Origin of the sequence: Agrococcus casei LMG 22410, from assembly GCF_900163565.1 — a bacterium.
GTDB classification, from domain to species: Bacteria; Actinomycetota; Actinomycetes; order Actinomycetales; family Microbacteriaceae; genus Agrococcus; species Agrococcus casei.
Genome location: NZ_FUHU01000041.1, coordinates 21,324 through 43,443, shown reverse-complemented (window position 1 = coordinate 43,443; position 22,120 = coordinate 21,324). Strand labels below are relative to the sequence as shown.

At 66.3% G+C, this 22,120-nt stretch carries 19 protein-coding genes and 3 tRNA genes; 6 read left to right on the top strand and 16 right to left on the bottom strand.

Annotated features, from left to right (window positions below; genetic code table 11):
- Positions 1-125 precede the first annotated feature (125 nt).
- The 9 genes from CZ674_RS10040 to CZ674_RS10000 all read right to left on the bottom strand — a co-directional run bounded on the left by CZ674_RS10040 (position 126) and on the right by CZ674_RS10000 (position 5,985).
- A tRNA-Arg gene (locus tag CZ674_RS10040) sits at positions 126-198 on the bottom strand.
- Between the two features lie 52 nt (positions 199-250).
- Positions 251-508: a cold-shock protein gene (locus tag CZ674_RS10035; protein WP_441352980.1), complete on the bottom strand. Its 258-nt coding sequence runs from the start codon at positions 506-508 to the stop codon at positions 251-253.
- A gap of 398 nt (positions 509-906) precedes the next feature.
- Positions 907-998 (bottom strand) — tRNA-Ser (locus CZ674_RS10030).
- 61 nt (positions 999-1,059) lie between these two features.
- Positions 1,060-2,349, bottom strand: coding sequence for an LCP family protein (locus tag CZ674_RS10025; protein ID WP_086992386.1), 1,290 nt, complete (start codon positions 2,347-2,349; stop codon positions 1,060-1,062).
- A 17-nt stretch (positions 2,350-2,366) separates the two neighbouring features.
- Positions 2,367-2,449 (bottom strand) — tRNA-Ser (locus CZ674_RS10020).
- 63 nt (positions 2,450-2,512) lie between these two features.
- Positions 2,513-3,328, bottom strand: coding sequence for an HAD family hydrolase (locus CZ674_RS10015; RefSeq protein WP_086992385.1), 816 nt, complete (start codon positions 3,326-3,328; stop codon positions 2,513-2,515).
- Positions 3,325-4,611: a serine--tRNA ligase gene (serS, locus tag CZ674_RS10010; protein ID WP_086992384.1), complete on the bottom strand. Its 1,287-nt coding sequence runs from the start codon at positions 4,609-4,611 to the stop codon at positions 3,325-3,327. Before serS ends, CZ674_RS10015 begins: the two co-directional genes overlap by 4 nt.
- 45 nt (positions 4,612-4,656) lie before the next feature.
- On the bottom strand, positions 4,657-4,884 hold the full coding sequence (locus CZ674_RS10005) for a sulfurtransferase TusA family protein (protein ID WP_086992383.1): 228 nt from the start codon (positions 4,882-4,884) through the stop codon (positions 4,657-4,659).
- Between the two features lie 36 nt (positions 4,885-4,920).
- On the bottom strand, positions 4,921-5,985 hold the full coding sequence (locus CZ674_RS10000) for a YeeE/YedE family protein (protein WP_086992382.1): 1,065 nt from the start codon (positions 5,983-5,985) through the stop codon (positions 4,921-4,923).
- Between the two features lie 162 nt (positions 5,986-6,147).
- Here CZ674_RS10000 and CZ674_RS09995 point away from each other — a divergent pair, with 162 nt between their 5' ends.
- Positions 6,148-7,101 (top strand): diacylglycerol/lipid kinase family protein, encoded by a 954-nt coding sequence (locus CZ674_RS09995; RefSeq protein WP_086992381.1) that lies wholly within the window; start codon positions 6,148-6,150, stop codon positions 7,099-7,101.
- Here CZ674_RS09995 and pheA read toward each other — a convergent pair.
- The gene (pheA, locus tag CZ674_RS09990) at positions 7,079-8,008 is read right to left on the bottom strand and encodes a prephenate dehydratase (protein ID WP_234988547.1); all 930 of its coding nucleotides are present in this window, start codon (positions 8,006-8,008) and stop codon (positions 7,079-7,081) included. The genes CZ674_RS09995 and pheA overlap by 23 nt on opposite strands.
- A 22-nt stretch (positions 8,009-8,030) precedes the next feature.
- Between pheA and pgm the strand changes: the two genes are divergently transcribed.
- From pgm to CZ674_RS09975, 3 genes are all read left to right on the top strand, one after another.
- Positions 8,031-9,650 (top strand): phosphoglucomutase (alpha-D-glucose-1,6-bisphosphate-dependent), encoded by a 1,620-nt coding sequence (gene pgm / locus CZ674_RS09985; protein WP_086992379.1) that lies wholly within the window; start codon positions 8,031-8,033, stop codon positions 9,648-9,650.
- 297 nt (positions 9,651-9,947) lie between these two features.
- Positions 9,948-11,270: an MFS transporter gene (locus CZ674_RS09980; protein ID WP_086992378.1), complete on the top strand. Its 1,323-nt coding sequence runs from the start codon at positions 9,948-9,950 to the stop codon at positions 11,268-11,270.
- Between the two features lie 23 nt (positions 11,271-11,293).
- Entirely contained in the window at positions 11,294-12,217 is a 924-nt protein-coding gene (locus CZ674_RS09975) for a carbon-nitrogen hydrolase family protein (protein ID WP_086992377.1), read from the top strand.
- A 136-nt stretch (positions 12,218-12,353) separates the two neighbouring features.
- Here the strand turns inward: CZ674_RS09975 and CZ674_RS09970 are convergent, their stop codons facing one another.
- Positions 12,354-13,145 carry a M15 family metallopeptidase gene (locus CZ674_RS09970; protein ID WP_143244712.1) on the bottom strand — a complete coding sequence of 264 codons (792 nt, stop codon included), beginning with the start codon at positions 13,143-13,145 and terminating at the stop codon, positions 12,354-12,356.
- Between the two features lie 286 nt (positions 13,146-13,431).
- Between CZ674_RS09970 and CZ674_RS09965 the strand changes: the two genes are divergently transcribed.
- On the top strand, positions 13,432-15,207 hold the full coding sequence (locus tag CZ674_RS09965) for an MDR family MFS transporter (RefSeq protein WP_086992451.1): 1,776 nt from the start codon (positions 13,432-13,434) through the stop codon (positions 15,205-15,207).
- A 286-nt stretch (positions 15,208-15,493) separates the two neighbouring features.
- Positions 15,494-15,760, top strand: coding sequence for a CsbD family protein (locus CZ674_RS09960; RefSeq protein ID WP_086992376.1), 267 nt, complete (start codon positions 15,494-15,496; stop codon positions 15,758-15,760).
- Between the two features lie 198 nt (positions 15,761-15,958).
- On the opposite strand, the gene CZ674_RS09955 is transcribed toward CZ674_RS09960, so the two are convergent.
- The 5 genes from CZ674_RS09955 to CZ674_RS09935 all read right to left on the bottom strand — a co-directional run bounded on the left by CZ674_RS09955 (position 15,959) and on the right by CZ674_RS09935 (position 21,974).
- On the bottom strand, positions 15,959-16,807 hold the full coding sequence (locus tag CZ674_RS09955) for an HpcH/HpaI aldolase/citrate lyase family protein (RefSeq protein ID WP_086992375.1): 849 nt from the start codon (positions 16,805-16,807) through the stop codon (positions 15,959-15,961).
- A gap of 32 nt (positions 16,808-16,839) precedes the next feature.
- Positions 16,840-18,075 carry a CapA family protein gene (locus CZ674_RS09950; RefSeq protein WP_086992374.1) on the bottom strand — a complete coding sequence of 412 codons (1,236 nt, stop codon included), beginning with the start codon at positions 18,073-18,075 and terminating at the stop codon, positions 16,840-16,842.
- Between the two features lie 41 nt (positions 18,076-18,116).
- Positions 18,117-19,103 carry a LacI family DNA-binding transcriptional regulator gene (locus CZ674_RS09945; RefSeq protein ID WP_086992373.1) on the bottom strand — a complete coding sequence of 329 codons (987 nt, stop codon included), beginning with the start codon at positions 19,101-19,103 and terminating at the stop codon, positions 18,117-18,119.
- A 235-nt stretch (positions 19,104-19,338) separates the two neighbouring features.
- On the bottom strand, positions 19,339-21,237 hold the full coding sequence (recQ, locus tag CZ674_RS09940) for a DNA helicase RecQ (RefSeq protein ID WP_234988546.1): 1,899 nt from the start codon (positions 21,235-21,237) through the stop codon (positions 19,339-19,341).
- Positions 21,207-21,974, bottom strand: a complete 768-nt coding sequence (locus tag CZ674_RS09935) for an SDR family oxidoreductase (protein ID WP_086992372.1) — start codon at positions 21,972-21,974, stop codon at positions 21,207-21,209. The genes recQ and CZ674_RS09935 overlap by 31 nt, the downstream gene beginning before the upstream one ends.
- Between the last annotated feature and the right edge of the window lie 146 nt (positions 21,975-22,120).

The window sequence follows — 22,120 nt, the reverse complement described above, 5'->3', positions numbered from 1 at the left end:
TTTGCGGGCGGCTTTGATAGGAAGGCAAGGCTTGCCGAAGCCGGGGTTCGCCGTGCGCAGAATCGGAGGTGCTGTGCCTCATTCAGGGCAAAGAAAAATCCCCGTTGTGGAGAACGGGGATTTCGCGCGCCACGAGGGATTCGAACCCCCAACCTTCTGATCCGTAGTCAGATGCTCTATCCGTTGAGCTAGTGGCGCACATCAGGCTGAACAGCCAGCGACCAGCTTACACCCAATTCGGGCGCTGCTGTCAATTCGAGACGAGTGCGTCTTCGGGCGCCGCAGCAGCGACCGGACGGATGTCGATAGCACTCGCACCCTTCGGCCCCTCTGAGAGCTCGAATTCGACCTGCTGACCGTCACGCAGCGTGCGGTAGCCTTCCATCTCGATCTGCGAGAAGTGTGCGAACACATCACTGCCGCAATCGCTCGATTCGATGAACCCGAAGCCTTTTCCGGGGTCGAACCACTTCACGACGCCAATCGACACGTTGAACCTCCAGTGCATAGTGCAAGCCGTCTGGTGTGAGCGACCGCAGGTGTGGGCAGCACTTCGGCCATTGTCACGCGCAAGCCAGACAGTTGTCCAACCTGGACATTGTCATCAACATAATTCACGGTCGGGAATTGAAGCAGATATACAACTGTCACCGGTTTGCAACAAATTCGCACTCTTGGGGGCGGGCGTGCGGGGGCGCGCATGCGCTTCTGCACGGCGGGTGCGCGGGGCGGGGCGGCTGGGCGCCGGGCGTGCACGAAAGGCCGCAATGTCACCAGAAGCCGCACAATCTGCGGTTTCTCGTGCACGGATGCGCAAATCGCGGCATCTCGTGCACGCCCGGCGCCCAGCCGCGCGGCAGCCCACACAACAAGAAAGCCCCCGACCGCAGTCAGGGGCTTTCACTTTGGCGGAGACGGGGGGATTTGAACCCCCGGTCCCGTTTTCACGAGACCCTTCATTAGCAGTGAAGTCCGTTCGGCCGCTCCGGCACGTCTCCATGGCCGTTAAGCCAACGATTACCCTACCAGAGCGCGCACCCCGGTCGGCACCGCAAAGGCTCAGAAACCGCCCACGGGCTCTTCGACGAACCCGTATGGCACAACGCATGTCTCCTGCTCGGCGTTCTGCCCGTCGACCATGCCGTCGATCGAGTTCGGGTCGGTCTGCGTCGGGTCTTCCGTCGCAGGGTCGGTCGGGTCAGTGGGATCCGCAGGGGCCTCAGTGTCAGTCGGGTCAACCGGCTCATCAGAAGTCCCGGTCTCGCCGTCGTCTGCCCCGCCGCCGAGATCGTCTGGGTCGAGCGGAATCGGCTCGTCGTTGCGCACGAGCTCCATCATGATCTCGGCCGTGTAGAAGTCGGGGGCCACGCGCTGGTCGAGCGGCACCGTCGGATACGTCACGAACTGCATCGTGTCGAGCGGAATCTTGCGCATCACATTGGCCATGCCGACGATCGTGCCGAGGTCGTTGAGGCTCGTCGAGAGCTGCATGTTTTCGGTCGCGACCTGCGCGATGTTGTAGAGCGACGACAGGTTGCCGAGCACCTCGTCAGACTGCGCCTTGCGCAGCAGCGCCGACAGGAACACGCGCTGCGAGGCGATGCGCGAGAGGTCAGAACCGTCGCCGACCCCGTGGCGCGTGCGCAGGAACTGAAGCGCCTGCTCGCCCTCGAGCTCGTACGTGCCTGCCTCGGGAATGTCGAGCCCCGACCACGGGTCCTGCACCGCGCCCGAGAAGCACACGGGCACGCCGCCGACAGCGGTCGACATGTTGATGACGCCGTCGAAGGTGATCTTCGCGGCATACGGAATCTCGAGGCCCGTGATGCTCTCGACGACGTGCGCGACGCATCCGAGCCCTCCGGTCGCGAGCGCCGTGTTGAACTGCGCGCCGTACTGCTCTGGCACATCCGGCTCGCCCTCTTCGACGCTCGGGCACGCAGGAAAGTCGAGGATGAGGTCGCGCGGGAACGAGATGACCGTCGCGCCCTGGTGGTCTTCGTGCACGTGCAACAGCATCGTGACGTCGTTGAGCTCGGGGCCGTCGTGGCTGTCGTTCGTGGCGTCCTGCCCCTCGCGGGTGTCAGACCCGACCAGCAGCACGTTGAACGCGCCCTTCTGGTTGGCGAACTCCGGCGGTGTGACCGTCTCGCCGTCGGCGATGTCGACGGTGTCGATGCGCGACGTCAGCTGCCACACGGTGATGCCTGCGGTGCCGATGGTCGCGACCAGCACGATCGCCATCGCCATCGCGATGTAGCCGAGGGCCGACCGCATCGGGTGGTGCCGCTTCAGCTTGCCGTGCCGCGGCGCAACACCGCTGGCGTCGACGATTCTCTCAGTGCCCATGAGTCCCCTTCACTGCGCGGAGGGCGTGGGATTCGAACCCACGAGGCTCTCGCCTGCTGGTTTTCAAGACCAGATCCTTCGGCCGCTCGGACAGCCCTCCAGGTCGCGCACGGGGCGCGAACCTACGACAGTGTACTGGCAAACCCTTTGTGCCGGGTGTGCGTCAGAGCACGTGGGTGCGAAGCGCATCGACGAGGCCGTCCTCGAGCACGTCGCCGGTGCGCTGGTTCGCAGCGTCGTGCACGACCTTGGGCGCCTGCCCCATCGACACTGCGACGCCGCCGCCGGCAGCCGTCCACTGCAGCATCTCGATGTCGTTGCGCCCGTCGCCAGCGGAGAACACGCGGTCGCGTGCGATGCCGAGCTTCTCGATCACGTAGTCGAGTCCGGTCGACTTGTTGACGCCGTCGGGCGAGATGTCGAGCCACGACGAGAACCCGACCGTGTACGACACCCGGTGCAGGCCCATCCCGTCGACGATCGCGAGAAACTCCTCGGCGTCGTGCGAGGGACTCTCGACGACGACGCGCATCGCGGGCTCTTCTGCCAGCCGCTCGAACGGCACGCGCTCGCCTGCCGAGATGTCCCATCCGAGATTCTCGTTCGTGTAGCGGCGCACGCCCTGGCCGTTCTCGACCATGTAGTTGCCCTCGGGAAACCGCTCGCGCACGCGCTCGAGCACGGGCCCGGCGTCAAACACCTCGACGCGGTCAGACACGTAGGCGTCTTCGCCGTCGGATTCCGGATGCGCGAGTCGCATCACCTGCGCACCGTTTGCGCAGACGAGGTAGGCGGGGCGGATGTCGAGCCGATGACACACCTCGAACGTCGCGCCGTACGAGCGGCCCGTCGCGATGACGATCTCGTGGCCCGCTGCTCCGACCTCGCGGATGGTGTCGTAGACGCTGCGTGAGAGCGTGTTGTCTTCGTGGACGATGGTTCCGTCGACGTCGAGCGCGACGAGTCTGCGAGCAGTCATGGTGTTGGGATCGGCTCCAATGCGGTGAGTCCTCCGAGGTAGGGCTGCAGCGCCTCGGGCACGCGCACCGTGCCGTCTGCCTGCTGGTGCTGCTCGAGCAGCGCGACGATCCAGCGGGTGGTCGCCGCTGTTCCGTTGAGGGTCGCGACGGGGCGGTTCTTGCCGTCTTCGTCTTTGAACCTGGTCTTGAGCCTGCGCGCCTGGAAGGTCGTGCAGTTCGAGGTGCTCGTGAGCTCGCGGTAGGTGCCCTGCGACGGCACCCACGCCTCGATGTCGAACTTGCGGGCGGCGCTCGAGCCGAGGTCGCCGGCAGCCACGTCGATCACGCGGTAGTCGAGCTCGCACGCGTCGAGCAGGTCGGTCTGGATGTCGCGCATGCGCTCGTGCTCGGCCTCGGCGTCGGCCGGGTTCACGTACGCGAACATCTCGAGCTTGTTGAACTGGTGCACGCGCAGGATGCCGCGGGTGTCTTTGCCAGCACTGCCGGCCTCGCGGCGGTAGCAGGTCGACCAGCCGGCGTACCGCTTGGGCTGCTCGAGGTCGATGATCTCGTCGGCGTGGAAGCCCGCGAGCGCGACCTCGCTCGTGCCGACCAGGTAGAGGTCGTCGGCGGGCAGGTAGTAGACCTCGCTGGCGTGCTCGCCGAGAAACCCGGTGCCCTGCATGATCTCGGGGCGCACGAGGGTGGGCGTCGTGACGGGCGTGAAGCCCTTGTCGAGGGTCTTGTCGAGCGCCATGTTCATGAGCGCGAGCTCGAGGCGCATGCCGATGCCGGTCAGGTAGTAGAAGCGCGTGCCCGAGACCTTGGCGCCGCGAGCGAGGTCGAACGCCTTGAGGCTCTCGCCGAGGTCGACGTGGTCGCGCGGCTCGAAGTCGAGAGGAGCAACGGTGTCGCCGGATGTGCGGGGCCCGCGGTGCTCGAGGGTCACGAAGTTCTCTTCACCGCCGGCAGGAACACCGTCGATCACGATGTTCGCGATGCGTGCCGCCGCCGCCTCGAATGCCGCCTCTGCGTCGTTTGCCGCCGCCTGTGCATCCTTCACCTGCTGGGCAAGCTCCTTAGCAGCCGCGATGAGTGCCGGGCGCTCTTCCTTCGACGCCTTGCCGACCTGCGCCGCACTGGCGTTCTGCTGGGCGCGCAGCGACTCGAACTCGCCGATCGCGGTGCGTCGGGCACTGTCGGCCGCAATCGCATCGTCGACGTGCGAGACGGGATCGCCGCGGCGCTCCTGGCTTGCTCGAAGTGCTTCAGGCTGCTCGCGGAGAATCTGCGTATCGATCACAGAGCCAGTCTACGTCGATCGGCAGATTCCCCGCGCTGGCGCGGCTCAGGGCTTCTGCACCGTGATGGTCCAGCTCGCGTCGCCCACGCGGTCGAAGGCGGTCACGGGGTAGCCCTCGTCAGCGGCCCACCGGGGCAGCGTGTCGGTGGCCTGCGTGCAGTCGAAGTCGATGCGCAGCTCGTCGCCGCTGGCGATCTCGCTGATCGCGCGCTTCGCCTCGACTAGCGGAAACGGGCACACCTGGCCCTCTGTCTCGAGAATGTGCACAGTCATGGTTCCTCCTAATATTGGGTTGAATGCCGGTGTCGGTCAGACGCCGACCGGGGTCTTGGCGGGGGCGGATGCGGTGGCCCGGCTGCGAGCGCCGAACACGAACCGCACGGCGATGCCGGTGCCGAGCAGCATTGCCGCGAACGACACCCAACCCTGCAGCGTGAACGATGCCGAGCCGACCATCGCGTTGCCGATCGTGCATCCGCCTGCGATCGCTGCGCCGAGCCCCATGAGCAGCCCCCCGCCTGCTGACCGCAGCACGGTCTGGGCGTCGGGGACGCGCATCCGGTACTCCCCCGATGCCTTGGCTGCGATGAACGAGCCGACGAGGATTCCGAGCACGAGCATGACGCCCCAGTCGACGAGCTCGACGTCGCCGGTGACGAGAAATGCGACGATGTCGGCGCTCGGGGTGGTGATGCCGAGGCCCGATTCGCGGCCTGCCGCATACGAAAGCGGGAAGGCGACGATGCCGATGATGCCGATCACGACTGCGGTCGCGAACGCGTTCCAGGGCCGCTCGAAGAGCAGCCGTGCCAGCCCCTTGCGCTTGGCGGGCAGCTGCACGGGCTTCGTGCGGGCGGCGTCCTTGCGCAGGTGATGCCACGTTGCGGCGCCGACTCCGACGACGAGCACTGCGACGAGCACCCACGGGCTCACGCCCAGCAGGTCGTGCACTGTGCCGACCGGAGCCGTGACGCCGCGCAGCCCCTCGACGATCGGGGCTCCCGGCCCGTGCTTCATGATGGCGGCCGAGAGCGCGTAGCCCGCGAGCGCGATCCACGACCCGACCAGGCCCTCGCCGGCCCGGTAGTAGGTGCCGGTCGCGCATCCGCCTGCATAGACGATGGCGAAGCCGAAGATGAGGCCTCCGAGGATGGCGGCGAGCCACGGGAACGTCTCGGCTCCGAGCGAGATGACGCCGGCGGCGTCGAGGGCGAAGATGCCGACCGACTGCACGGCGATCGTCACCAGGAATGCGGTCAGCCAGCGAGACTGGCGCACGAGCCAGATGTCGCGGAATGCGCCGGTGACGCAGAATCGCCCGCGCTGGAGGGCGAAGCCGAGCACGGCGCCGAGGGCGAGGCCAGAGAGGATCACGGGGGTCTGCTTCCTGTCGATGTCGAAACCGCCCGGCGGACGGCACGACCGACCCTAACAAACGCTTATGGCTCCCATTGCCACAAGTTGTAACACTCGGATGCGAGAACACCATCGCGGCGTGGCGAGCCCTGCCGGCCGCCGTTGCCTTACGGTTAAGACATGCGAGCCGCCATCGTTTTCAATCCGGTCAAGGTGTCTGAAGAAGACCTCCGAAAAGCCGTAGACCACACACTCGGAAGCAAGGCCGACGAAGCATCGGTCGACTACCGCGAGACGGGCGAGAAGGACTTCGGAGTCACAGCCTTCGAAGAGTCGATCAAGGCTGAGCCCGACGTCATCATCGTGGCAGGCGGCGATGGCACAGTGCGACTCGGCGCCGACATGGTCTCGAAGACCGAGATTCCGCTGGGCATCGTTCCGGCGGGCACCGGCAACCTGCTCGCCCGCAACCTCAGCCTGCCGCTCGCCCTGCGAGACGCCGTGCGCGTCGCACTCACCGGCGACAACCGCTCGATCGACATGGGCGAGCTCATCCTCACCCGCGAAGACGGCACCGAAGAGCGCGAGGCGTTCACAGTGCTCGCCGGGTTCGGGCTCGACGCCGGCATGATCGCGATGACCGACGACGACATGAAGAAGAAGGTCGGCTGGGTCGCCTACGTCGGCGGGTTCTTCAGAGCGTTCAGCTCGATCAAGCGCATCGAGATCAGGGGCCAGGTCGACGAGGCAGACGAGCGAGAGCTGACCGCGAACACCGTGCTCATCGGCAATGCCGGCATGCTGCCGGGCAACGTGCGCGTGTTTCCCGACGCGAAGATCGACGACGGCCTGCTCGACTACGCGCTCGTTGACCCCAAGGACTCACTCGAGTGGGTTCGCGTCGTGCACGAGATGGTCAGCAACAACGATCCCCTGCAGCGCGAGCTGCGCGACCGATCGATCCTGCCGGGACGCAAGCGCATCCCCCAGCTTGCGTTCAAACAGGGCAAGCAGTTCACGCTGAAACTCGACGAGGCGATCGAGCTGCAGATCGATGGCGACTCCGTGGGCGAGATCACCGGGCTGCGGGCATCGGTGCTGCCCAGCGCACTCACCGTGCGGGTGCCTCGCTGACGATCTCTCGCAGCCAGTCGCGCGCATCCGTGAACGACTCGTCGCTGAAGCGATCGGCGACGACCGCGCGCTGCCCATCCGCCCTCGGATACGACCCGAGGAACATCACCCGCGGCGAGACGCGCTTGAGACCCAGCATTGCGGCAGCAACGCGCTCGTCACGGATGTGCCCCTCGAGGTCGATCACAAAGCGGTAGCGGCCTAGGCGGTCGCCGATCGGCCGAGACTGAATCAAAGACAGGTTGACCCCGCGAGTCGCGAACTGCTCAAGCATGTCGAGCAGCGATCCCGCGCGGTCGTTGGGCAGCTCGACGATGAGCGAGGTCTTGTCGGCGCCGGTCTGCGCGGGCAGCGTGGTGTCGCGGCTGACGAGCACGAACCTTGTCTGGGCCTCGGACGAGTCGGCGATGCCCGTTGCGAGCACCTCGAGCGACTCGACGACTTCGGTGATGCGCGGTGTCGAGATGGCGGCATGCGCCACCGACGAACCGAGGTCACGCGCAGCCGACACGTTGGATGCAGCCGGCAGGTGCACGGCCTTCGGAAGATGCTCGGCCATCCACTTTGCGCACTGCGCGTACGCGACCGGATGCGCGGCGACAGTCTCGACATCGGCGAGTGTCGTGCCCGGCGAGACGACGAGCGAGAAGTTGACCGAGACCAGGTGTTCAGAGCGGATGCGCATGCCGGGAGCCGTCGCTAGTGCATCTTGTGCGCTGGTCACACCGCCTTCGATCGAGTTCTCGATCGCGATCATCGCTGCCTCTGCCTCGCCGCTGACGACGGTGTCGAGCGCCTCGTGCACGGTCGCGACCGGGATGCGGTTCGCGCCCTGCGCCTCGGGCACCTGGTCGAGGGCAGTCTCAGTGAACGTGCCCGATGGGCCGAGGTAGGCGAATGTGCGCATGCATCCAGCGTAGATTAGAGGCATGACCAGAGCAGGCCAGGTTGCCGAGCCCCAGGATCTCATCGACGTCGATGCCCTGATCGCCGCGTACAGCGATCTGCATCCCGACCCCTCTGAGCCCGCACAGCGCGTGGCATTCGGCACGAGCGGCCATCGCGGCTCCTCGCTTGACACGTCGTTCAACGACGACCACATCGCAGCGATCACACAAGCGATCTGCGAGTACCGCGCGAGCATCGGCATCGCGGGCCCGCTGTTCATCGGCCGCGACACGCACGCGCTGTCGGGCCCCGCGCACGACACCGCCCTCGAGGTGCTCGTCGCCAACGACATCCGCGTCATCATCGACTCGCGCGACAGCTGGGTGCCGACGCCCGCGCTCAGCCGCGCGATCGTCGCCTACAACTCGTTCGAGCGCGGCGACCAGGCCGACGGCATCGTCATCACGCCCAGCCACAACCCGCCCCGCGACGGCGGCTTCAAGTACAACCCGCCCCACGGCGGGCCGGCCGACAGCGACGCCACCAAGTGGATCGCCGACCGCGCCAACGAGATCATCGCCGACGGCCTGCACGATGTGCTGCGGCGTCCGGTCGAAGAGGAAGACCTCGAGGCAACCGACTACCGCGAGCACTACGTCGCCGCCCTCGAGCACATCATCGACTTCCGCGCGATCCGCGAGTCGGGCATCCGTCTCGGCGCAGACCCCCTCGGAGGCGCCGCCGTCGAGTACTACGAGCTCATCGCCGAGCGCTACGGTATCGACCTCACCGTGGTCAACGACAAGGTCGACCCGCAGTGGGCGTTCATGACGCTCGACTGGGACGAGAAGATCCGCATGGACTGCTCGAGCCGCTTCGCGATGGCCAGCGCGCTGCGCCACCAGAGCGAGTTCGACATCCTCACGGGCAACGACGCCGACGCCGACCGCCACGGCATCGTCACGCGCGACGGCGGGCTCATGAACCCCAACCACTTCCTCGCCGTCGCCATCTACTACCTCTTCACGCACCGGCCCGAGTGGGGTTACGAAACTGCCATCGGCAAGACCCTCGTGTCGTCGTCGATGATCGACCGTGTCGCCGAAGCGCTCGGCCGCGAGCTGGTCGAAGTGCCGGTCGGCTTCAAGTGGTTCGTCGACGGGCTCTCGTCGGGCACGATCGGCTTCGGCGGCGAAGAGAGCGCCGGGGCGTCGTTCCTGACCCGCGACGGCAGCGTCTGGACGACCGACAAGGACGGCATCGTGCTCGCCCTGCTCGCCGGCGAGATCCTGGCGGCGACGGGCAAGACCCCGAGTGAGATCTACGCAGAGCTTGCGGATCGCTACGGCGCACCCGTGTACGAGCGAGTGGATGCAGTTGCCACCAAAGAGCAGAAGTCCAAGCTGTCGAAGCTGTCGGCGGCAGACGTCACCGCGACCGAGCTCGCCGGCGACCCCATCACCGCCAAGCTGACCGAGGCGCCCGGCAACGGGGCTGCGATCGGCGGCCTCAAGGTGACGACCGACCGCGCGTGGTTCGCTGCCCGGCCGTCGGGGACCGAAGACGTCTACAAGATCTACGCCGAGTCGTTTGTCGGGGCCGAGCACCTGCGCGAGGTGCAGGCTGCGGCGCGCGAGATTGTGAACGCAGCGATCGGCTAGCCCATCGCTGGTTGAGGGTTTCGTGACACGGCTGCGCCGTTCCTCAACCAGCGTCGTTGGTTGAGGTGCTTCGACACACGGCTACGCCGCTCGTCGTTGGTTGAGGTGCGGAGCGCGAAGCGCGCAGCCACGAAACCCGGCAACCACCGAGTCACCTGTGGTTTCGTGACGCCGCAAAGCGGCTCCTCAGCCAGCGCGTCACCCCGTCGGCTGCCGGCTTTCCGCATGTATGACTAGACGATAATACCGTATGACGGTACTCTGGTGTCCACGCTGTGAGTGAACAAGGGAGATCACATGGAGCAGGCAACAAACCAGCCCGCCGCCAATCCGCAGATCGGCGAGCCGTCGGCCGCTGAACGCAAGAGACAGATGGTTGCGATCGGCATCGGCAACTTCATGGAGTGGTTCGACTTCGCCATCTACGGCTATTTCGCGGCCATCATCGGTGCGCAGTTCTTCCCGTCAGGCGACGCCACGGCCGAGATGCTGTCGGCACTTGCCGTGTTCGCGGTCGGATTCATCTCACGCCCAGTGGGCGCACTGATCCTCGGCCCCATGGGTGACCGCATCGGCCGCAAGGCTGTGCTCATGATCACCGTGCTCGGCATGGGAGTCATCACCGCCCTCATCGGCCTGACGCCGGCTTACGCGACCATCGGCATCGCAGCCCCGATCATCGTCGTAGTCCTGCGCCTGCTGCAGGGCGCAATGGTCGGCGGCGAGTGGACGAGCGCCGCGACCTACATCGGCGAGAGCGCCCCTCCGAAGAAGCGCGCCCTCTACGCCAGCGTCGTAACCGCGACCGCAGGTCTCGCTTTCCTCGTCGGCACCTTCTTCGCGGTCGCCTTGACAGCGATGATGGAAGACGATGCGCTGAACTCGTGGGGCTGGCGCATCCCGTTCATCGCGTCCTTGCTGATGGGTGTCGTCGCCCTCTACATCCGCCGCCGCCTGAGCGACACCGAGGTGTTCAACACCGTCTCTGCCAAGCGAATCGCCGGCACCCTCGAGAAGACGAGCACCAGCTCGCGCGTGAAGGCGTTCATCGTGACCTTCGCGTTCTCGGGAATCTTCGGTGTCGCGCTGTACTACTTCGTCACGTACATGAACAACTACCTCTCGGGCCCTGTGGGTATGGATCGCTTCGATGCGCTGCTCACAACCGGCATCGTGATGGTGATCTATGTGATCTTCAACCCCGTCGCGGGCGTGCTCACCGACAGATTCGGCCGCAAGCCCATGAACCACATCGGCATCATCGGCCTGATCGTCTGGTCGCTGCCGGCGTTCTGGCTGATGTCGACCGCGAGCCCGTTCCTGTCGATCGTCGCGCTCGTGCCGTTCGCGTTCTTCGTCGCCTGCACGGCCGTCACGAACAACGTGCTGCTTGTCGAGGTGTTCCCCGCATCCATCCGTTCGTCTGGTTCGGCAATCGGCTACAACGTCGCCTACGCAGCTCTCGCGGGCCCCGGTCCGCTGATCGCCGCATGGCTCGTCGCCGCGACCGGCAGCCTCATCTCGCCCGCGTACTACGTCATCGCCGTCGGAATCTTCTCGCTGGCCATCCTGTGGCCCATGTTGAAAGAAACCAAGGACGTCGACATCTCGCACGGCTGACCGAAGCCTGAAAGGATCAGATCATGAGCAGAGTCGCAGTTGTGCAGGCCGCATCCGTTCCATTCGACGCGGATGCGGCCACCAGCAAGGCCGTCAGCCTCGTCGCAAAGGCGGCGGCAGGGGGTGCTGAGCTCGCCGTGTTTCCTGAGGCCTTCATCGGCGGATACCCGAAGGGCACATCGTTCGGCGCTGTCATCGGCGTGCGAACCGAGGCGGGCCGCGAAGAGTACCGCAGGTACTTCGACGGCGCCGTGACGCTCGAGGGCGACGAGGTGCGGAGGCTCGTCGAGGCATCCGCCGAGCACCGGATTCACCTCGTGGTCGGCATCATCGAGCGCCTCGGCAACACGCTGTACTGCACGGCGCTGCTGATCTCGCCCGACGAGGGCCTGGTCGGCAACCACCGCAAGCTGATGCCGACAGGCTCCGAGCGGCTCGTATGGGGCTTCGGCGACGGGTCGACCCTCGACACGATGGACACACCCATGGGTCGCGTGGGCTCGGTGATCTGCTGGGAGAACTACATGCCGCTCATGCGGCAGGCGATGTACGCGAAGGGCGTCGAGCTCTACTGCGCACCGACGGCGGATGACCGCCCGACGTGGCAGGCGACCATGACGCACATCGCGCTCGAGGGCCGCACCTTCGTGCTCTCGGCATGCCAGTACCTCACGCGCGACGCGTTCCCCGAGGATCACCCGATCGAGCAGGAGATGCCCGGCGGCGACGTGCTGATGCGCGGCGGCAGCGTGATCATCGATCCGACCGGGACCGTGCTCGCCGGGCCCGTGTTCGACGAGGAGACGATTCTCTACGCCGAGATCGACCTCGACGTGAAGAAGCGGTCACACCTCGACTTCGACCCGGTCGGCCACTACTCGCGGCCCGACGTGTTTCAGCTGAAGGTCAACGATGCGCCCGCGGATTCGGTGAGCTTCGGCGGCTGAGCGGGAGCATCTGGGGTTTCGTGACGTCGCTCCGCGACTCCTCAACCACCGAGGAATTGCTGCGCGACTCCTCAAACCACCGAGGGGCACCCAGCGACTGCTCAACCGCCGCGGGGCACCGAGGCCGTGCGCAGGCTCAGAGGTAGTCGGGGGCAGCGTCAAGCCCGAAGTACTCCTCGAGCGTCGTGATGCCCTGCTCCTGCATGTCCTGGGCGATGTCGACGCCGATGTAGCGCCAGTGCCAGGGCTCGTACGAGTAGCCGACGATCGGCTGCGAGCCGTCGGGGTAGCGCAGGATGAAGCCGTACTCCCACGCGTGCTCGCTCACCCACTGACCTGAAGCGGTCTGCGCATAGGCCTCGCTCAGCGAGCAGCCCTGCCCCTCGCCCATGATGTCGGCGGCGAGTCCGAGCTGGTGCTCGCTGTGGCCGGCCCGGGCGCTCGTGGCGTCGGCGGCCTCCTGGCCGTAGCCGTTGACGTAGCCGCTGTAGAGCTCGACCTGGTAGTCGTACGAGCGGTATCCCGAGCAGAGCACGAAGCCGCTTCCGGTGGCGGCCGTCACGTCGGCGTCCATCTGCGCGAGGGCCTCGTTCGCCTCGGGTCGCAGCGGCTGGCCGTTGACGCTGTACACACTCGACGCCACGGTCTCGGGCACATAGTCGGCCGGCTGCAGCGGACGCGCCTTGTTGACCACGACCGTGAGGCTGTCTGCACTGTCGATGTCGTACTCGGGAGCAGGCTCCTCGGTCGGCGAAGGCGTCGGCTCCTCAGTCTCGGTCGGCGAAGGCGTGGGGGTCGACTGGGTCGGCGAGGCAGACGGGGTCGGCGACGGCGACTCCTCGGGCGAGCCTCCGGCGCAGGCTGACAGCAGCACCGTCAGCAGGGTCGCGGCGGCCAGGGCGGATGTGCGATTGCGGCTACGAGACACGCGGGCCATTGTACGCGGGCCGGCGATGCGGCTTCTGTCGACCCGGGCATCCGCCGAAGAAACCCCGGCGCGGCACCCGCGCATCCGTCTTCGACTAGTCTGATTCAGAAGTGTCAACCGCAGTTGCCCGGCCCCATCGCCGGTGACAGACTGTTCATCTGCAGCTGCCAGACTGCACGCAGACGCAGTCGGCCAAAACCTCATACAGGAGTCATCTTTGTCTTCCGACAAGAAGAAGCGGTTGTCGTCGAAGGACCGCGCCCAGGCCATCATCCAGGCCGGCGGCATGACGCGACGCCAGATCATGCTCGTGATCGTCGGCCTCATGTTCGCGATGTTCCTCTCGTCGCTTAGCCAGACCGTCGTCGGAACCGCCATGCGCACCATCGCCGACGACCTGCAGGGCCTCGACCAGCAGGCGTGGGTCGTCACCGCGTTTCTGATCACCTCGACCGTCGTGACGCCGATCTACGGCAAGCTCTCTGACATCTTCGGGCGCAGGCCGCTGTTCATCTTCGCGATCATCCTGTTTCTGATCGGCTCGATCGCGTCGTCGTTCTCGCAGTCGATGATCATGCTCGCCGCCTTCCGCGCGCTGCAGGGCCTCGGAGCCGGCGGCCTCATGTCGCTGCCGCTCGCGATCATGGCCGACGTGCTCAGCCCCCGCGAGCGCGCCAAGTACCAGGGGTATTTTCTGGCGATCTTCGGCGTCTCGAGCGTGCTCGGTCCGCTGATCGGCGGCCTCTTCGCCGGCATCGACTCGTTCGCGGGCATCGAGGGCTGGCGCTGGGTGTTCCTGTTCAACCTGCCGATCGGCATCCTCGCGCTCTGGATGGTCTCGAAGTTCCTGCACCTGCCGAAGCACTCGGGCAGCGCACGCATCGACTGGTGGGGCGCGACCACGATCGTGCTCGCCGTGGTGCCGCTGCTGCTCGTCGCCGAGCAGGGAACCACATGGGGCTGGACCTCGCCCGCCGCCCTCGTCTGCTACGCGGTCGGGCTGGTCTCGGCGGTCGCGTTCGTGCTCATCCAGCGGGCGATGGGGCCGGATGCGCTGATCCCGCTGGCGCTGTTCCGCTCCCCCACGTTCTCGATGGCGACGGTCATCGGCGTCTTCGTGGGCATCGCGATGTTCAGCGGCATGATGATGATTCCGTTCGTGCTGCAGATCGTGCACCACATGGATCCGACGCAGGCCGGCTTCATGATGATCCCCATGGTCGCGGGCATGATGTTCGCCTCGATCGGCTCGGGCCAGGTCATCTCGCGAACCGGCCGCTACCGCATCTTCCCCATTGCGGGCACCGCCACGATGGCGATCGCCCTGGGCATCCTGGCGCTGCTGCAGTACGACAGCCCCATCTGGCTGCTCATGATCGGCCAGCTGCTGTTCGGCCTTGGCCTCGGACAGCTGATGCAGACCCTCACCATCGCCTCGCAGAACTCGGTCGAGCCGCGCGACATGGGCGTCGCCACGAGCAGCGCCACGTTCTTCAGGCAGCTCGGCGGCACCGCTGGCACGGCTGCGGTGTTCTCACTGCTGTACGGACGCCTGCCGACCACCCTGCCCGCCGCATTCGACGACCCAAGCCACAAGTCAGAGATGGCCGCCGCGCTAGGCGACCCGAACGTGATCGCAGACCCGACCAACTCGCGCATCCTCGAGGTGCTGCAGAACCCCGCTGACATCGGCCACGCGCTCAACAGCGACTCGTCGTTTCTGACGGGCGCAGACCCGAGGCTTGCAGCGCCGTTCCTCGACGGATTCGCACAGGCCACCGCCGCCGCATTCTGGCTGGCGCTCGTGGTGAGCATCATCGCGTTCGTGCTCTCGCTGTTCTTCAAGACGCCGCCGCTGCGCGAGACGAGTGCGCTGCAGCAGGCGCTCGACGACGACAAGGGATACGGCCGCGAGACTTCGCATCGCACAGGCCCGCTGCCGACCGCGCCCGTTGTGGTCGAGACGCTGCAGCCTGCGGATGATGATGCCGGTGGCGATGGCGACGACGGTGGCGTGGGTGACGCTGGCGTGGGTGACGAGCGCACTGACCCCGCGAAGTGACCGCCACGCGCAGGCTTTTCGTCGCCGCTAGATGCAAAAGTCGCGATGAGATGGCATCTCGCCGGGACTTTTCCATCTCGCGATCGCGCGCGGACCGGGGGCATGCACAGACGGATGGGGTGTGCCCTGCAGGTGCAGAACCTGCGGGTCTCGACGAACCGCGTTCGCCTGTCGCTGAAGATCCTGCTGAAATCCTCATCAGTCTGTTGTGGGTGAATCCTGTGCGCTAGTTTTCGAGTGTGTGCGGTCGGCACCGGCCGCATGTCCTCAATCGAAAGGATCCATCGTGAGCTTCGGAGGCGACATCAGCAACAAGGCAAAGGACTTCGGCGGCCAGGCCAAGGAGAAGTTCGGCGAGGCGACCGGCAACGAAGAGGTCGAGCGCGAGGGTCAGGCGCAGCAGGGTGAGGCTGCAGCCGACTCGCTCAAAGACAAGGTCGGCGACACCTTCGACAAGGTGCGCGACGGCGCCGAGGGTGCTGGCGAGAAGGTCAGCGGCTTCGTCAAAGGCATCTTCGACAAAGACGACAAGGGCGAGAACGGCGAGAAGTAGCCGCTTCGCTCAAGCGCGAACGGCGGGTGTCAGCAGTGCTGGCGCCCGCCGTTCTGCGTTGCGCGAGGAGATTTACGCAGGTGAAGCGCATGCCTTTACCTACGTAAACCTCCTTGCACGCCGGGCACAGCCCGTCCGCAAGATAGAAAAGTCCCGTTGAGATGCCATCTCAACGGGACTTTTCCATCTCACCAGCCGCTAGTAGTCGTTGTGCCCGACCTCGGCGGCGTCGACGTGGATGCGGAAGTCAGCAGCCTGCTGCACAACCCGCTGCGCCCGAGCGAGCCGCGGCAGGTCAGACCCGTCGGTGATCGCACCGCCCGACGCCTCGAACGCCTTGATGAAGCCGTGCGCCCATCCGATGTCCTCGTGCGACGGCGCGAGGCTGTCGTTGATGATGCCGGTGTGCTCGTGGTTGAGGCAGAGCTTGCCGCCCATGCCCATGTCGCGCGCGTGCTGCGTGCCCTGCAGCAGCTTGTCGCGGTTGAGCGTCGGCCCGTCGATCGGGGCCGGCAGCCGGGCAGCGCGCGAGGCGATGACCATGCGCGAACGGGCGTAGGCGAGCGCGAGCTCGGAGTCGCCGGTGGCGGTGTCGCGGCGGAAGTCGCCGGTTCCGAAGGCGATGCGGAATGTCTCGTTCGAGTGCGCGATCTCTTCGACGTGCTCGATGCCGCGCGCGGTCTCGACGAGTGCGAGGATGCGCGTGCCCTGCGGCAGGCGGTCTGCGGTGTCAGAGAGGTGCGAGCGGCCCTCGCTCTTGGCGAGCATGACGCCCTCGAGGCCCTCGGCCTTGCTGAGGGCGGCGCAGTCTTCGCTCCAGAAGTCGCTGGATGCGTCGTTGATGCGAACCCAGGCGCGGTGGCCCGAGTTCAGCCACTCGACGGTGTCTTTTCTGGCCTGCTGCTTCTCATTCGCGGCAACGGCGTCTTCGACGTCGATGATGACGGCGTCGGCGCGGCTCTGCTGAGCGATGTCGAAGAGCTCAGGCTGTGAGGCCGGAACAAGCAACCAGGAACGGGCAAGGTGTGGGGAAATCGTCTGACTCACACCCTCTAGGCTATCGGTCGCTGTGCCCCGTGTTACCGATAGTCATCCAGCTCGTCTGCGGAGTGCACGACCGGCACCTGGTCGGTGCCCGCCCATCCGTCGTACATCGCATAGAGCGACTCGACCGACACCTGATCGCGCCAGCCGGAGCGTGCCAGCGGCTCGGCTGCATCCCACAGCGGATACACGTTGAGGTTGACCCGGTTGATCCAGTTCTCGTTGACGTTGTCGTAGACACTGAGGTCAAAGTGCATGTAGGTGGGCACGGTGTGGGCGTTGTCGATCAGCACGCGTCCTTCGGGCTCGACCGTGACGTCGAACTGGCCGAGCATGCCGATGAGACGGGGGATCTCCATCTGCGTCGAGAGGAAGTTGCCGACCGAGAAGAACACGAGGGCGTCGGTGCCGTCGTCTTTGGGCATCCACTCGACCGGCTGCACGACGTGCGGGTGCGTGCCGACGATGATGTCGGCGCCCTCGTCGATCAGAATCTGCGAATACTCACGCTGAAAGGCGTTGACCTCGTGCGAGTACTCATCGCCCCAGTGCATCGCGACGATCGTCACGTCGGCTTCGGCAGCCTCGGCCATCATCGAGGCGCGCAGCTCGTGGTTGTCGACGAACGCGAGCGCGTAGTCGCTGTTGCCCGCGTTGCTGAACGACACGAAGTTGACGAACGAGACCGTGACGCCGTTGACCTCGGTGAACGACACCGCCCGCTGCTCCTCTGGGCTGCGAGCGGCTCCGTGAATGAGCTCGGGGCTGAGCTGATCCCACACCTGCCGCGTCTCGTCGACGCCCTGCTGCCCGTAGTCGAATGCGTGATTGTTGCCGAGGCCGATCACGTTGCAGCCGGCCTCCTGCATGCCAGAGGCGAGCTCGGGCGGTGAGTTGAACGTCGGGTAGTACGCGTGCGGGAACGACTCTGCCGTCGGCACCTCCTGGTTGCAGTAGACCAGGTCGCTGTCGTCGTAGACATCGCGGATGGGGTCGGCGAACTGCGCGAAGTCGTAGCCGTTCTCGGTCTCGGCGTCGTAGATCACGCTGTCGTGCGGCAGCCAGTCGCCCATGACGCTCATCTTGAACGAGGCGGGCTCTTGGGTTGGCTCGGGCTGCTGCGTCTCGGTCGACGTCGGCTGCTGCTGTGACGGCTGGGGCTCGCCCTGGCTCAGCGTGCCGGGTGCGCATCCGGCCAGCACCAGCAGCGCGGTCGCAGAGACGGATGCGGCGGTCAGCGCCCTGCGGCGGCCTGCGGTGCGTGAGATCACGCCTGCCAGCGTAGCTGTGAACGCATGCCGAAACGCCGGGATCAGGCTGTGACGACGCCCGTCGAATCTCGCACCGTGAGGATGCTCTCGATCGGCACCACCGCATCCGCCGGCGATTCGCTGCGCAGAATGGCCAGCAGCAGATCGACGGCAGCATGGCCGGATGCGCGGGGCTGCAGATCGACGCTGGTGATCGGAGGCAGCGAGGTCGCCAGAGATGGCGCGTCGACGACGCATGCGGCGAGCAGGTCGCGGCCGAGCTCGAGGTCGGCGGCTGCCGTTGCGACGAGGAGTGCGTGGGCGGCTGTGGGCGGGCCGCAGAGCACGGCGTCGCATCCGCGGCCGAGCAGCGCCTGTGCGCCCTCGACCCAGATCTCGTCGCTGTCTTTGACCGAGTGCAGCTCGAAGTCGGCCACGGCGCCGCGGCCCTTGCACCAGCGCTCGTACTCGCTGCGCACGCGGCGGGCCCAGTCGGTTTCAGCGACGGCGCTCAGCAGGCCGATGCGCTTGGCGCCGCCCTCGCTGAGGGTGTCGAGCAGCGAGTGCACGGCGCCTTCGTAGTCGGCGGTGACGAGAGCCGCTTTCACGTCGGCGTCGATGATGCGCTCCATCGACACGATCGGCACCTCGAGCTGCAGCGCGCGCTGCACGCCGCGGTCGCCGACGACGGGGTCGACCACGATGACGCCGTCGACGTCGGGCGGGGCTGACTTGCGGCTCGACGAGATGAGCGTGACGTCGTAGTCGCTGTTGGCGCAGCGCTCGAGCACGCCGAACGTGGTCGACATGTAGAACTCGCTGCGCGACAGCGTCTGCGGAAGCTGCAGGCCGATCACGCCGTACTCAGCGATGCGCAGGCTGCGGGCTGCGCGGTTCGGCACGTAGCCGATGTCGGATGCGGCGCGTTCGACCGATGCGCGGGTCTCGGCCGAGATGCGGCCCCTGCCGCGCAGTGCATCGCTGACGGTCGTCGTCGAGACGCCCGCCTTCGCCGCCACGTCAAGGATGGTGGCTCGCTTCGATGCCATGCGTCGAGTCTGTCACAGTTTTGCCGGAACGATACTGCGGGTTGCTGGCAAGCCCAACTCCACGAGCGCATCTGCCGAAATGCTTGGATTTGCCGAAATGCTTGCAGTTGGCAAGCACTTGGGCAGAAATGCCGCGAAAACAAGCACTTCGGCAGGGTGGGCTCCAGCAGACGAGAACGGATGCGCAGAGCAGCGGATGCGCGGGCTCAGTCAGCAGGCGGGCCAGCAGCAGGCGTCAGCCGGCAGGCACCTCAGCACCCGAAGCATCAGAACCAGCGGCATCGGAACCAGAAGCATCAGCCGAAGCCGCCGCAACTACCTTCAGCACCTGCGCGCCGTAGCGCTCGAGCTTGGCCTCGCCGATGCCGAACACTCCGCGAAGGTCGTCGATCGAAGCGGGCGCAGACTCGGCAATCGCGACCAGCGTCTTGTCGGCGAACACGACATAGGCCGGGACTCCCTGCCCCGCAGCTTCGCTCGCACGCCACTGCCGCAGCTGCTCGAACAGCCCCTGCTGGCCCGAGCTGAGGTCGCTCGCCGCCGACTTGTGCTTCGAGACACGTGCCGACTTCTGTGTCTGCAGGTCTTGCCGCAGCCGCAGCTCGGTCTCGCCGCGCAGCACCGGACGCGCCGCATCCGTCACCGCCAGAACCCCGTACTCGCCCTGCACCGCGAGGATTCCCGAGGCCAGCAGCTGGCGCACGATCGACCTCCAGGTGGGCTCGCTCACGTCACGGCCGATGCCGAAGGTGGAAAGCTGATCGTGTCCCCGGCTCTCAATGCGCTCGGTACGACGGCCAAGCAACACGTCGATGTGATGGCCAGCGCCGAACGTCTGGTTGTAGTCGCGGCCGAGCCGCACGATCGTCGAGAGCAGCTTCTGCACCGCAACCGTAGCGTCGAAGGTGGGCGGCGGTTCGAGGCATGTGTCGCAGTTGCCGCACGCTGTGCTCTCTTGCCCGAAGTAGCGCAGCAGCTGCACGCGCCTGCACTCGACCGTCTCGCAGAGCGCAAGCATCGCATCGAGATGCTGCGACTGCGCGCGCTTGCGCACCGGCGACCCCTCGCCCTGATCGATCATGCGGCGCTGCTGCACGACGTCTTGCAGGCCGTACGCCAGCCACGCGGTCGACGGCAGGCCGTCGCGGCCGCCGCGACCGGTCTCTTGGTAGTAGCCCTCGACTGACTTCGGCAGGTTCAGGTGCGCGACGAATCGCACGTCGGGCTTGTCGATGCCCATGCCGAACGCGATCGTGGCAACGACCACAATGCCCTCTTCACGCAGGAACCTCTGCTGATTGCGCCGGCGCTGATCGCCCGAAAGCCCCGCGTGGTACGGAAGAGCCTCGACGCCCTGCTCGTTCAGCCAGGCGCTCGTCTGCTCGACCGACTTGCGCGAGAGGCAGTAGACGATGCCCGCTTCGCCGTCATGCTCGTCGCGGATGACCTTGAGCAATGCCTGCCGCGCCTGGCTGCCGGGCGCGATGCGGTACTGGATGTTGGGCCGGTCGAAGCTCGAGACGAACTGTCGCGCGTTGCCGAGCCCGAGACGCTCGACGATCTCGCGGCGCGTGTCGACGGTCGCTGTGGCGGTCAGAGCGATGCGCGGAACCTCAGGCCAGCGGCGCCCCAGCTCGTCGAGCTGCAGGTACTCGGGTCTGAAGTCATGACCCCACTGCGCCACGCAGTGCGCCTCGTCGATCGCGAAGAGCGACAGCTTGGTGCGGTCAAACAGGGGTGCGACCTGCTGCAGCCGCTCGGGAGCGATGTAGAGCAGGTCGAGTTCGCCCGCAACCAGCTGCTGTTCAATGAAGCGGCGCTGGTCGAGGTCGAGTGAAGAGTTGAGAAACGCCGCCCGCACACCCAGCTGCTCGAGGGCGTCGACCTGGTCTTGCATGAGGGCGATCAGCGGCGAGACGACAACGGCTGTGCCCTCGCGAATGAGCGCAGGCAGCTGGTAGCAGAGGCTCTTGCCGCCGCCGGTGGGCATGAGCACCAGCGCATCGCCGCCGTCGATGACGGTCTGCACGATGTCGGCCTGTTCGCCTCTGAAGCTCTCGTAGCCCCAGACGCGCTGCAGCACCTCAAGTGGTGCGGCGGCGCTCACGAGTGCCGCGACTGGCGCTGCAGCCACTCTTGAAACGACACGGCACCCTGCAGTGCGGTGTCGCTGAGGTTGGCGCCCGAGCGGAAGAATTCGAGCAGCTTCGGCGGAAACGGCCCATTGACGATGAGCCCGCGAGCCCGCGAAGACTGCTGCCACGCCTTCGCGAGGTCGCGCGAGACCCAGACGCGAGGACCGGCGATCTCGGAGTCGCCGAGATCATTCATGACCGTTGTCGCGAGCAGATCGGCGACCTCTTCGGGCGCGACCGGCTGAAAGCGAGCACCCAGGAACACCGGGATGGCTCCCATCGCCGACCCGTTCTCGAAGAACGACGTGATGAAGCTGTGGTACTCGGTGGCACGCACGATCGTGGTGTCGAGTGACGACTCTCGGTACAGGCGCTCTTGCTCGGCCTTCTTGCGGTGGTAGGGGTACTGCGACTGCTCGACGCCCACCGCTGACAGCATGACGGCGCGCTTGATGCCGACGCGCTCGGCAGCCGCGATCAGGTTGCGGGCGCCGAGGCTGAAGACGCGAAGATCGACCAGCTTCTGGGTGTTGACGACGTCGACCAGAACGTCGCAGTCTTCAAGCGCGGCGTCGAGCCCCGCGCCAGTCACGACGTCGGCCGCGGCGGCATCGACTGCCCCCTCAACCGACTTGCCTGAGCGAGAGACGGCAACCGCCTGCCCGCCGAGTTTGTGCAGCCGCTCGATGAGCAGTCTGCCCGTTTGTCCGGTGGCTCCAACCACTGCAATGCGCATGTCTCAACGCTAGCGACGGCCTCTGACACGAGCAAGCCGACAGCCGCCGGAGCGGCGCGCCGCCCCCAGCGACACGCCATGTTAAACAACTCTTGCGCAACTCTTCTTTCGCAAGTATCGTTTAACATCAGGAGGATCAGCCTCCA

Coding starts and splice junctions, on each gene's coding strand:
- CZ674_RS10035 (WP_441352980.1), bottom strand. CDS start 508: ATGCACTGGAGGTTCAACGTGTCGATTGGCGTCGTGAAGTGGTTCGAC.
- CZ674_RS10025 (WP_086992386.1), bottom strand. CDS start 2,349: ATGGGCACTGAGAGAATCGTCGACGCCAGCGGTGTTGCGCCGCGGCAC.
- CZ674_RS10015 (WP_086992385.1), bottom strand. CDS start 3,328: ATGACTGCTCGCAGACTCGTCGCGCTCGACGTCGACGGAACCATCGTC.
- CZ674_RS10005 (WP_086992383.1), bottom strand. CDS start 4,884: ATGACTGTGCACATTCTCGAGACAGAGGGCCAGGTGTGCCCGTTTCCG.
- CZ674_RS09995 (WP_086992381.1), top strand. CDS start 6,148: ATGCGAGCCGCCATCGTTTTCAATCCGGTCAAGGTGTCTGAAGAAGAC.
- pheA (WP_234988547.1), bottom strand. CDS start 8,008: ATGCGCACATTCGCCTACCTCGGCCCATCGGGCACGTTCACTGAGACT.
- pgm (WP_086992379.1), top strand. CDS start 8,031: ATGACCAGAGCAGGCCAGGTTGCCGAGCCCCAGGATCTCATCGACGTC.
- CZ674_RS09980 (WP_086992378.1), top strand. CDS start 9,948: ATGGAGCAGGCAACAAACCAGCCCGCCGCCAATCCGCAGATCGGCGAG.
- CZ674_RS09975 (WP_086992377.1), top strand. CDS start 11,294: ATGAGCAGAGTCGCAGTTGTGCAGGCCGCATCCGTTCCATTCGACGCG.
- CZ674_RS09965 (WP_086992451.1), top strand. CDS start 13,432: ATGACGCGACGCCAGATCATGCTCGTGATCGTCGGCCTCATGTTCGCG.
- CZ674_RS09945 (WP_086992373.1), bottom strand. CDS start 19,103: ATGGCATCGAAGCGAGCCACCATCCTTGACGTGGCGGCGAAGGCGGGC.
- CZ674_RS09935 (WP_086992372.1), bottom strand. CDS start 21,974: ATGCGCATTGCAGTGGTTGGAGCCACCGGACAAACGGGCAGACTGCTC.